The sequence below is a fragment of the Rhizobium mongolense subsp. loessense genome (genome assembly GCF_900099775.1).
GTDB classification, from domain to species: Bacteria; Pseudomonadota; Alphaproteobacteria; order Rhizobiales; family Rhizobiaceae; genus Rhizobium; species Rhizobium loessense.
Map to the genome: position 1 here is coordinate 113,826 of NZ_FMTM01000004.1, position 12,156 is coordinate 125,981.

Consider the following 12,156-nt stretch of genomic DNA (forward strand, 5'->3'; position numbering starts at 1 on the left):
GGATGAATCTCGCAACGAGAAAATCACGCCTCTCTGCGACGCTGCTCACCGTATTGGCGTCTTCGGTGGTGATCTTTGGCGTGGCGCCGGCTACGACGGCTTCTGAAATGCCGCGACAGTTGGCGGCCGAGGCGAAGAAGGCCTATCAGGCCGAGCAGAAGATACTCGCCGACTACAGGACATCGACGGAGGCGGGCGCGCTCCTAGACTATGCCCGACTGCTGGCGCGCGGCCGGATCGCCAACGATCACAACCCCCTGAGGGTTGCCGACATCGACGCGGCCATCGCCGTCTATCGCAGCCTGTTGGCGGCCGACGATGCTAAAGTCAATGCCAAGGTGACGGCGGGGCTTGCCGAACTGCTGCTGCGCAAGGGCGGTGCGGCAAACGAAGAAGAAGCGCAAGCTCTGCGCGCCGCGTTGCACCCTGCCGAACCTGCCATTCTGGCTCCGTCCGGCGTCGGTGGACAAGAACAGGATCTTGCCACAGACAGCGAAGCGGCCCTACGCGACAAGATGTCAAAGGGCTCGCTCGATGCGGCTTTCGAGCTGCTTCTGCTTCTCAATCGTCAGAACTCCGCCGAAGCCGATACGCTGCGCAGCCAGATTGTGCTGATGGCCAACTTATCGGCACTCGACAGCGACAGCGCGGTTATCCGCCTCGCTGGACGCTATGCCTCCTCCTTCGATGCGCAAGAGCACCCCGATGTGCTCAAGTCGTTGCTGGAGCTGGCCGCCGGTTACGGCAGCGACAGCGCCGCCGGGATCATCGAGAAGAACCGGGATGTGCTGTTTTCCATCCTCGGCAAAGACGAACTGCGTCATCTGATCTGGGAGCTCGTCGACGGCGGCTCGAGCCGCGCAGCCGAGCTTATCGCGTTCGACTTGGTTGATGAGAACGTCTACGGCTTCGACGAGGCGGATTCCAAGTGGGCCGTGTCGATGCTCGACGAGGCCAGAAGCTACCGAGCCAATTACCTGATCGCCAAACTCTACTACCAGGGCATCTACGTCGAGAAAGATCTGGCCCGCGCCACCGCTGCTATGGACCGGATGCTGGACGGCGCTGCCGAGGCGGGACAGGAGCGTCTCGTCGTAGCCGACCGCTTCGCCCGCATTAACCTGCCGGACAGCCTGATCGCAAAATACGCCCTGCCGATCTACCTGGACATCTGGAAGGGCGGAAGATCGTCGGTCATCGGTCGTCTGGCCCGCATAGTCGTCAGCGCCGAGAAGGCCGGCTACTATGTGACACGGGCGGCGATGCCCATCCCGCCGGAGGAGCTCGTCGCCGAACTGTCGAACGCCTATGACGCGGGTGACCTTTCGGCAGGCCTCATCCTCGGTGAGATCTTTCGCGAGGGGCGCCTGGTCAAGGAAGAACCGGCCCGGGCCCAGTCGATCTACGAGCAATTGAAACAGCAGTATGCGGATTCGCCCGAGATGCAGCTCAAGCTGCGCGAAGCGCTTGCCAAGCTGGTCCGGCAAGATCTCGAAGTTACGCTGAACTATTCGCCCTATTATGCCGAGGTCCGCGAGCTGGCGGACCGGCATAATCTATGGGCGATGAAGGAATATGGCGTGCTGCTGGCCAAGGGGGCGCCGCAGTTCGAAGCCGATCCGGAAGCCGGGTTCACTCTGCTTCTGAATGCGCTGTCGCAAGGCTATTTTTCCGCCGGCCCGGATGCCGCCGAACTCGCGCTTTCGACCGGCAGCGCCGACAAGCTCAAACGTCTTGCCGATGTCTACGCGAGTTTCGATCCGCGCATCCTGACGCCGGAAAGCAATGTGCAGCTCGCTAAGATCGATTTTGCGCTCAAGCAGTTCGAAAAGGCCGAGGTCCTGCTGGACACGCCGGAAATGTTGGAGGTGCCCACTGGCCGCTTTCTCTTGGTCCAAGTCAGGCGGGCGGCCGGCAAACTGGATGCGGCGGAAGCGCATCGACAAATGAAAGATGTCGTCGTGTCCTTCAAGGGCGACGATGCCACGCTACTCGACTTCGTTCAGCAACTAACGCAGGAGGATGGCCTTAGCGAAGATTTTGCTGAACCGATTCTGGTTCAGCTGGCACAACTTGCCGACAGGGGTGACGTCAATGCGATCATCGCAGCGTTCAAGCTCCGCCAGAAATGGCCGTCAAGCCAAGCGTTAAACTTCCGCAAGGTGGTCGGCTGGTGCAACATCCTTGCCGAACGTGGACAAGGCGGGCCGCTCACGCGCGTCGCCGTCAACGTCAATCCCAAGGTGGTCGGTGACGAGAGCTTCCGCTATCTGATCGACACGGTCGAAAGCGCACTGCCGCATCTGCCGACCAACGGCAATCTGCGTATGTTCCTTGCCCGGCAGTATCTGAACGGCCAATACAGGCTCAAGGACTTCGCCAAGGCCGACCAACTGACCAAGCAGGCGGCTGAACTGGGCAATGAGGAAGCCCTAAACACTATCGCGACAAATTACTATTTCGGCCAGGATGTGGAGATGGATCGCGATCGGGCCGAAGCGCTCTATCGTGATCTGGCCTTCATGGGGTCCAACCGTAGCGCATTGGCGCTGGCGCGCAACTATTCCAAGGGACCGAGCTCGCGCGTCTATGAATCGCGAGCCTTCGCCTATTACATCAAAGCCGCGCTCAACGGGTCCGTCACCGCGATGACGGAGATGGGCCGGAGTTATCTTGCCGGTGCGGGTGCCGGGCAGAACGAGCAAAAGGGCGTTGCCTGGCTGGAGAAAGCTGCCGAGCTCGGTAACACCGACGCGATGATTCAGCTCTACTACTACTATTTCATCAAGAACCCGACCAACCAGAACCCTAAGGCCGAACGTTGGCTCAACGCGCTCGTTGCGGTCGAAGTTCCAGACATGATTTTGCGCAAAGCCGTTCTGCTCTACGGCCGCGACAAGGACGCCAACAAGGATGAGATCTTTGCCCTACTCGACCACGCCGAGGAGTTGGGCAGCCAGTTCGCGCGGCGCCTGAAAAACTCCTACGTCAAGGAAGCCCGTGCAGGAGTTTCGAAATGATGCAAGCCAACTCCTTCAGCGCGGCGCGTTTATTGAGCGTCTTTTCCATAGTCGGCATGGCAGCTCTTACGTGCGCTCTTTCCGCGGCTTCCGCGTCGGCCGGTGAAATACTCTACAAGTGCGAGGGGCTCGAGGAAAAGTCTCCTCAGACTTCGATAGCAGTAAAGATGTATCAAGGTTATGGCGGCTGGTTCTTCCGCGAAGGCGACATGGAGAACATGTATGAGCTGTCTGCGGAAACGCTGGATGCATTCACGGACGTGAACGACGCCCTGCGTCATCGAGGTATTCACCTCATTTTGGTGCCGATGCTGCCCCGTGGCGTTGGCGGTGCGCAGTTTATCCCCAACGGCGGCATATTTTCTGACATGTTCTACGATCCGGCGTTCTCCGCCGAGCAGTTCCGAGCGATGGTTCAGTCTTTGCGCGACGTCGGGATCGATGCAGTCGACATTACCAAAATCAAAGACACCAAACCGGATTTCGACTGGAGTACATATTATCTGAAGCGGGACATTCACTGGACGCCGGAGGGTGCGCAAGTTGTCGCCAAGGCTCTGGCGGAGAAGATCCGTGGCCTAGCTGGCGACATTACCGACACCGTTGAGTTTAAGACCGAACTGACTGGTAAGGCCGCTCCGATACGCTTCAATATGGGCAAAGCGCTCAATGAGATTTGCCAAGAGAAGATCCCTCCTGAAAGCGTCACCGGCTATTCGACCAAGCGCAACGTCGATAACTTGGATGCGCTGCTGACCGAGGGTGACACGCCGGGCCGAGAGCTCGTCCATGTCGTCGGCACGTCCTTTACGGATGAGCGGATGGATTTCAACTTCAACGGCTTCCTTCGGGAGGCCCTGAAGCACGATGTATCTGGCTTCTCGATTGCTGGCGGTGGTCTGACACAGTCGATTTACGGCTGGACACAGAACGCCAATGGGTTGGCCAAGAAGCCTGAAATACTGGTGTGGGAATACTCGGATCTCCAGTCTGTGCTGCGAAGTGTGGAGTATGTTGACGAGACGATCGTTCCTGCAATTGTTGGTGATTGCGACGGAAAATTAAAGCTCGCCGAGAAGACGTTTGATGAGACCGATACGGTTGATCTTGATCTGCCTGCGTTGGTTGGCAAGGCATCTGATCATTACCTCGCCTACACGTTTGCCAACAAAGCACTGACCGGGTTCCAGTCGAGCTTTAGCTACGCCAATGGTCCCGCCAAGAAGGTTTCCTTCGAAAATCCGTCGCGCGTGAGCGGACTTGCCAAGCTTTATCAGGCGCTCCCCGGGGGGACGCGGAATGCACCTGTCCATGTTCGCCTCGAGATTGAGGGAGCGGCAAAATCGGCGGGCTCGGTGAAACTGTGCCGTTACCCAGAACGCATTTTCCAGAATGCGGCAACGTCCAATTGAAGAATGGTGATGAGATCATGAAACGCAAAATCCAAGCAAGCCGTATTGCAATCGTCTTGGGAGCCTACGTGGGCACCCTCTCGACGCACGTGCTGGCAAACGACGCCGGCCTCTACGATGCGCCGATACCGGCCGACAAAAGCCTCGTTCGCTTCCTCAATGTGAAGTTGAAGAACGGCGTGAGCCTCGACTTCTCGGGTCAGAAGTTCGACGTCGATCCTGTCGCACTGTCGAATTACCGGCTGATCGCAAACGGCTCCTATAAGATTTCCGATGATTCAAGCTCCACCGAGGCTAAGCTTGAGCCCGGCAAATTCTACACCGTGGCGGTCGGCGCGGACGGCGCCGGGCAAAAAGGCATCGTGGTTATTTCCGACAAGGAGGTCGAAAATCCCTCCAAGTCAGCTTTGAGCTTCTACAATTTCTCGACAAAGCCGGCCAACCTGTCGCTGCTCCTCAACGGCGACAGCAAGGTGCTGTTCAAGGATCTTGCGCCGGCCGCCATGGCATCCAAGGAGCTGCCGGTCATCGACATCGGCTTGGCAGTCTCTGAGGGGGACAGGAAGGTCACCGAGCTAGAGAAGGTTTCTCTGACCGCTAAGGACAGACAGAACGTCGTCGTCGTTGAGACGCCGAACGGTCCGGCCGGTTTCCTGGCAGCGACGGGCATCGACCGATAATTTCGAAACAGATGGGGCACGAGAGTGGGGACGAGTAGAGTGCGCAAATTTCATTTTCATCAGTCTTTAGTCGCTGCCGTCGCGGTCGTGGCCGCTTCGGCCGGGTTTGCGACCGCAGTCCGAGCCGACAATCCGGCAATTCCGCTCGACCCTCCGAATCTCGATTACAAGGCTGTGTGCAAGCCTGTAACCAACCAGGCGGCGCGCGTGAAGCTCGACCGTGATTGGACGAAGGGGCCCATCAGCGACATCAACCTGCCATCGCAGGATGTCGTTGCTCTTGCCCTCGAATACAGTCGGGGCAGCGAGCGGGTGCAGAAGTCGCCTGCCGTGGCCGAAGAACTCTTGCGCGCCGGCCTGAAGAAATATCCGGCTCGCCGCGACATCTTCCTCATTCCGCTTGCACGCGTGCTGATGGAGAACGGCTCAACTGTCGACGAAGTTCGGGAAGCAGAGTCCTATCTACTCGATGCCTATGGTTCGGGCAGCACCCGTGCGGCTTTCGTGCTGGGCCAGCTCTATGGCGACGATGGCCCGAGCGAGATGCGTGATCTGAGCAAGTCGCGCTTCTACCTAGAAAAGTCGGCGCTGGCATCCGACCCGCAGGGGATGATCGAATATGCGCGCATCATCACTCTCGACCCGCAGGCTGCGGACGATCAGAAGAAGAGTGCGGTGACCAACGCCCTTCTCGGGCTCGTGGCGCAGGTCAAGCAGGGCGATTGCTCGGCCCTGAACCAGATCGGCTTTCTCTATCTGCGCGGCAACCTCGTCAGCAAGGAGGTCGAAACCGCGCTCAAGTGGCTGGAAGCCTTTGCTAAGACCGGTGATCCGAAAACGGCGCAGAACCTGGCCGAACTTTACCGCTCGAACCAGATCGACCAGATCGACATCCAGAAGTCGGTGAGCTATCTCAAGCAAGCCGCCGAAGGTGGAATGTCGTCGGCCCAGTTCAGCCTCGGCAAGGCTTATGCGACCGGCATCTCGGTGCCGCAGGACCTCACGCTGGCTGTGAAGTATTTAGGCGCGGCCGCCGAGGCCGGGCTTCGCCCGGCAGACGAGTGGTTGGCTCGAATCTATTCGGGCGAATTCGGCGGTGACCGCAACGACGCGAAGGCGAAAACCTATTTCGAGCGCGCCATGCAAGCCCCGGACCGTTCGGAAGATGTGCCTGTGCAATATGGCGAGTTTCTTGCGAGCAGTGGTGCCTCAAAGGACGACATCGAGAAGGCGCTGAAGATCCTGCAGGCCGCGGCCGCGGCTGGCTCCTCCGATGCCAGCGACGAGATCGGCAAGATCTACCTGGAGATGGGCAGGAAGGATCCCAACTACCTGAATAAAGCCATGCAGTTCTTCAGCGAAGCTGCCGCGGCCGGGAATTCTGACGGTGCGGCGAAACTCGCCGGCATGTTCGCCTGCGGACAGGGCGCGCCGATCTCAGTGGAATTGGCAAACGACTGGCGCCACAAGGCGGCGATCTTCGGGTCGGTCTATTCGATCTATGTCACAGGCCTGAACATGCTGACCAAGGCGGACGAGGCTGACCGCGCCAAGGGTCGCGTTTATCTCCAGCAGGCGGCCTTCAAGGGCAGCCCAGATGCAATCGGCTATGTCGTCGCTCGCTGGGAGACCGGCACCAACAGCTTTGAGCAGAATCCGGAAGCTGCGCAACGCCTGCTCCTTTTCGTCTCCTCGCTGCAGGACAAGGAGCAGCAGCGCCTGGCGCAGTTGTCGATCATCAGCAACCGCTTCGACGTCGCGACCAAGCTCAGCGACAAGCTCGTCCAGATCGCCTCCCTAGATCCGGTGATCGAGTCAGGTGATCCGGATGCGCTCATGCTGAAAGCCCAACTCTTGCAGCGAGCCGGGCAAGCGACGCCGACGACGCTCAACGACATCTACAAGAAACTCGCCGAAATCGGCGATCCGCGAGGCATGCGGGAATATGGCAAGATCCTTCTGGCGGACTTGGCACAGGACTCTGCAGCCGGGCGCGCATGGCTGCAGAAGGCGGCCGATGCCGGTGACTTCAAGGCGAAGATCTCGCTCGTCGATCCTGGCGACCCGAACGCGCTACAGGATCTGGCAAAAATGACCGCCGCGGGCGAGGCGTGCTCGGTCGATGCCATCGTTAACGTGGCTCGTGTCTATTCGACGTTGCCTGATCCTCAGGCAAAGACCTTGGCACGCTACTGGCTGTCGTTGGCCGAGAGTATGTCCGATCAGGATGCCGACGACTTGTACGCGGTCGGCGCAGCCTTCCGCGATGGCGTGGACGGCGTGGACAACCGCGCCAAGGCAGAAGGCTTCTTCCTGCGTTCCTATGCGCTCGGACGCATCTCGGTCCTACGTGACTTGGCCGAAGGCCATCTGCAGGGCATGTGGACCGCTTCCTCCACCGAAAAGGCCAAGGAACAGCTGCTTACGCTCTATGCCTCCGGCGACAAGGATGCGGCTAACAAGCTGATCAGCGAGATTGCCGACGAACGCATCGCATCGACGCCGGCCGAAGTGAACGAGCTTCTGATTTTCCTCGGGCCGGACATCAGCGCTCCAGGCAAGTATCTGCTGAAGATCGCGCGCCTCAATATCGACGGCAAGTTGGGGAGGCGGGATGATGCCATGGCCATTCGTTGGTTGACAGTTTCGGCTGGGGCCGGAGAGCCATATGCCATGTATCGCCTCTACCAAGCCTATTTCTTCGGCAACGGCGCGGCAAAGGATACCACCAAGGCATTCGACTGGCTGACCAGGTCGGCGGACGCCGGCAACTCCAAGGCTGCCCGCGAGTTGGCCGTCGCTTACAAGGTCGGCGTTGTCGGACTGGATCCCGATGCTGGCAAGGCTGCTTATTGGGACAGCAAATACAAGGCCCTGTCCACGGCGCAATGAAGAGCGTTCCAGCCTCGGTCGTGAAGATCGAGGCTGGAAGCGAGACGACGCAACGAAATGAACCGAGTACATGCAATGGTCGAGCTTTCGAGATTTAGCCTCTTGGCGAGTGCCTTTATCGTGGTGGGCACAACGCAGGCCGTTCAGGGCGCCACATTGACGGTGCCCTTCGAGCTGGCGAGGCATATCGCGAAGAACAATGGCAAGAAGACCTGCACGGTCAGCCCGCCGGCACCGGTGATCTCGCTCAGTCTTTCCAGCATCTATGAGGATGACGACGAGAGCCACTCGACGATCGATCCGCAACACAAGGAACGTTACGACAAGGCGATATCCCAGACGCGCCAGTTCGCTGCATTCGTTACAAAGTATGCGAGCAACTATACCGAGACAGATGGTAACCGGCTGGATGCGGCAAGCTGTGCCCTGAAGGCGCTGGACAGTTGGGCGCGGGCCGATGCGCTTTCGGATTTGAAGACGCGCCAGAGCTATCTGAGCACGACGCGAATTTTGGCCGGCGCCGCCCTGGCCTATGTTCAAGTTCGCCCTGCTGCGGCGCTGCTCGAGTTCGATACCGGTGCCATCGAGAAGTGGCTTGGCAGTCTCGCCGACCGGACGATCCCCGTCTATACGGAATCGGGCGAGCGCAACTCTAACAAACAGAATCATCGCTACTGGGGCGGGTTTGCCGTGACCGCGGTCGGAGTTGCGATCGGGCGCAAGGACTTCCTGGATTTCGGTTTCGAGAGCTACAAGCTGGGCGTTTGTCAGGTGACGGCCGACGGCGCGCTGCCTCTCGAACTCATGCGCAAGAAGAAGGCGCGCGACTACCACCTTCATGCCGCGGGGCCTCTTGTGATGATGGCGTCGCTTCTGCAGGCCAACGGATACGATGCGCTGTCGCAATGCGACAACGGCCTGGAGAGACTGGCGCACTTCGCCTTGGGTTCAATCAACGACCCGTCGAAGATGGAGATGCTGGCGGGAGAACCGCAGGTCAATCTGCCGCGCGACAAGAACGGCCTGATCCGTCCCGATCGCATCGCCTGGCTGGATGCCTACCTGCATTATTATCCAGAGGACAGAAAGGTTTACGGGAAGCTGTTCGAAGGGGCGTTGTTCTCCTCGAATCTCGGAGGACGCGTCAGCGTTCTCTACAACGTATCGGAACGAGACTGACACTTAATTGCGTTTTGCTTCAAGGAGGCTGGTTTGAGCCTGAAATTTGGTACGAGTGGATTGCGCGGGCTATCTGTGGACTTGAAGGGGAAGCCCTCCTTCGTGTATTCGGCAGCGTTTGCAACCTTTCTGTTGCGGAACCGGATCGCAAAACCGGGCGATCGCGTTCTGGTCGGCTATGATTTCCGCGACTCCAGTCCGGAGATCGCCGCCAACGTCAAATTGGCCCTTGCTGCACAGGGCCTGCAGCCAGTCGATTGCGGCAATCTGCCTACTCCCGCGCTTGCCTTTTACGGGATCCGCACAGGCGCTGCGGCGATGATGATCACCGGCTCACACATTCCGGCCGATCGCAATGGCATCAAATTCTACCTGCCTGATGGAGAAATTGACAAAAATCACGAGCAGGGAATTTCCGCGATCGCCCAGGAACTGGTCGATTTGGAGCTGCCTGTCGCGACGGATTCGGCAAAGGAAACCGACGGGGCGGCGGATGCCGTGTCGCTGTTCATGGACCGTAACAAGACCTTGCTGCCGCAAAGTGCCCTTTCCGGTATGCGGATCGGCGTCTACCAGCATTCGACGGTTGCCCGCGACATGCTAAGCGAGATCCTGAACTATTACGGGGCCGAGGTGTTCGATCTAGGCCGATCCGAAGTCTTTATTCCAGTCGATACGGAAGCCGTCTCCGCTCAAACCATTGCAGCGTTGCAACAGTGGGCCACCGAGCTTCGCCTCGACGCAATCGTATCGACCGATGGCGATGGTGACCGGCCCCTGATCGCCGACGAGACCGGCACGCCGATCAACGGAGATATATGCGGCCTAATCGCGGCCCGCTTTCTCGGCGCCGATGCGATCGTCACGCCGATCACCTCCAACTCGGGCATAGAAGCCCTTGGCAGTCATGTCGTCCGTACCAAGGTAGGTTCCCCCTTCGTGATTGCCGGAATGCAAGAATCGTTGAAGGCACACCAAGGCGTCGTTGGTTTCGAAGCCAACGGCGGGACGCTGACCGGTTCCTCCTTTCCGGTGGCATCAGGCTTGTTCGAGCCTTTGGCAACGCGTGACGCGTTCCTGCCCATTCTGGCCGTGCTCGCCACGGCGGCGGCGACCGGCCGGGCGCTGTCCAAGCTGAAACTGGATCTCGGTCTGCCGTTCACAGCTGCCGATCGGTTGGAGAATTTTGCGACCGAGCGGAGTGCCGCATTGATGGCTTGGCTGCGCGCCGATGACGCTAATCTTGAACGCTTCACTGCCCCGCTGGGACAGGTGTCCGGGATCAGCGAGCTCGACGGACTGCGGGTGACTTTGAGCAACGGCAGGATCGTCCATTTCAGGCCGTCCGGGAATGCTCCGGAGATGCGCTGCTACGTCGAGGCCGGCAGCCCCGAGGAGACGGCGCAGGTGCTTGATACAGGGTTGGGATTGTTGCGCGGCTTCGACGCCGCCTGATCGGTGCTGAACAAGGGATAAGGCCGGCCTGACGCGGCCTTGGTGGTGGTTTGGACCTGCCGACGTGATCGGTTAGGGCCGCCGTTGGATGCATTTGAGGGGTAAGGGTGGACTGACAATGAAGAAGATGATGAGTTTGAGTAAGGCGCTTGTGGTGGGAACCATGGCGATCTCAGCGGCCGCGTGCACGAGTTCGCCTAAGTTTGCTTATGACGACGCCAAGGCCCAGATCGGTTACGAGAAGGCGGGCTTCAAGTCGCGCCGTGATCCGGAACAGTTGCTGGCCTTTGCCGCGCAGCATGCGAAGGCACAGGAAGACGTAGTCCGCTACAACCGCGCCTATGCCAATCTGGTGCGCAATCGCGGCAAGAGCCAGGAGGCCTATGCCGCTTTCGAGCGCGCTGCACTTGCCGGCGATGCCAGCTCCGGCCGCCGCCTCGTCAAGGGACATCTCGACGGGGTCTATCGTCCGGCAAACGTCCCCATGATCGCCCATTCGGTCTATCTGCCGCTGACAGCGGACAAGTCCGACGCAAACACGCGGCTGCTCCTGGCGCAATTGCTTGACAGCGGCGAGATCGGGGGCGGGGAATTCCGCACCGCGGACGCTTGGCTCGACGAAGCTGCGGCCGCGGGTGCTACCAAGGCATTCCGTGAACTGGCCGAGCGCGCTGAGAAGTCCGGCAATGTCGCGCTTGCCTCCGATTACTATTATCGGGCGGACAAGACGTCGAAGGCCGATCGTGCCCTGCGCCAGGCGCGGGTTTACTATCTCGGCCTCGAGGGTGGCCCCAACCCGAAGCTCGGTCACGCCTGGCTCGAACTGGCGCGTAAGCTCGACAAGCAGGGCGCTGGCCAGCTGGCTGCGCGCATCTATCGCACCACCTTGGGCGGGCGTGATGGCTCCTACCTGATCAGCGTTGCTACGACCGCAGGCGTCAACGTCCTGTCGCGAGAACAAGTGCTGGAAGCCTATCGCAGTGCCAAGACCAATGCGGACCGGGCGAAGATCCTCGAACCGCTGACGGCAGCGGCGCGTAATAACGATCCCAATGCGTCCTATGAACTGGCCGCCATCTACATCAGCACGCGCGGCGAGCCGAGCGAGATCAACAGCCTCCTCGTCAAGGCCTATTCCAAGGGCAAGCCTGAGGCCTTGGACCTGATGATCTCGCAGCTGATGCGGGCGGAAGCCGGTCAGGAGGCCGCGGATATCCTGTTCGACGGTGTCCTCAAGGCGGCGCAGAAAGGCAACGTCGAGGCCGCCCGATCGCTAAGCTCGCTTTATCGCATCGGTGGGTTCAAGGCTGCTAATCGCGAAGAGAGCCGCATGTGGCTGCAGCGGGCCGCCGACGCGGGCGACGCCAAGTCGCAATACGAACTCGGTGTCGATCTCTACGAGAACGGTGGCAACCCGCAATCCAAGCAGATGGCGCTGCAATATCTCAACATGGCAGCCGGGCAAGGTGACCTCTTCGCCCTGACCTACCTCAAATCCAAGACGTAACGGGAGTATTG

The 12,156-nt window shown here is 59.7% G+C and carries 7 protein-coding genes; all 7 read left to right on the forward strand.

Annotated elements, in window-relative coordinates; genetic code table 11:
- Positions 1–2 precede the first annotated feature (2 nt).
- The 7 genes from BLP23_RS15450 (at position 3) to BLP23_RS15480 (ending at position 12,145) form a co-directional block, all read left to right on the forward strand.
- Positions 3–3,020, forward strand: coding sequence for a tetratricopeptide repeat protein (locus BLP23_RS15450; protein WP_167363901.1), 3,018 nt, complete (start codon positions 3–5; stop codon positions 3,018–3,020).
- On the forward strand, positions 3,017–4,432 hold the full coding sequence (locus tag BLP23_RS15455; protein ID WP_092585689.1) for an alginate O-acetyltransferase AlgX-related protein: 1,416 nt from the start codon (positions 3,017–3,019) through the stop codon (positions 4,430–4,432). The genes BLP23_RS15450 and BLP23_RS15455 overlap by 4 nt, the downstream gene beginning before the upstream one ends.
- A 17-nt stretch (positions 4,433–4,449) precedes the next feature.
- On the forward strand, positions 4,450–5,112 hold the full coding sequence (locus tag BLP23_RS15460) for an alginate O-acetyltransferase AlgF (protein ID WP_139187069.1): 663 nt from the start codon (positions 4,450–4,452) through the stop codon (positions 5,110–5,112).
- A gap of 39 nt (positions 5,113–5,151) precedes the next feature.
- Positions 5,152–8,004, forward strand: coding sequence for a tetratricopeptide repeat protein (locus BLP23_RS15465; protein WP_092585691.1), 2,853 nt, complete (start codon positions 5,152–5,154; stop codon positions 8,002–8,004).
- Positions 8,005–8,061: 57 nt separating this feature from the next.
- Positions 8,062–9,183, forward strand: coding sequence for an alginate lyase family protein (locus BLP23_RS15470; RefSeq protein WP_092585692.1), 1,122 nt, complete (start codon positions 8,062–8,064; stop codon positions 9,181–9,183).
- A 33-nt stretch (positions 9,184–9,216) separates the two neighbouring features.
- Entirely contained in the window at positions 9,217–10,638 is a 1,422-nt protein-coding gene (locus tag BLP23_RS15475; protein ID WP_092585693.1) for a phosphomannomutase, read from the forward strand.
- 118 nt (positions 10,639–10,756) lie between these two features.
- Positions 10,757–12,145, forward strand: a complete 1,389-nt coding sequence (locus tag BLP23_RS15480) for a tetratricopeptide repeat protein (RefSeq protein ID WP_208603159.1) — start codon at positions 10,757–10,759, stop codon at positions 12,143–12,145.
- Positions 12,146–12,156: the final 11 nt, after the last annotated feature.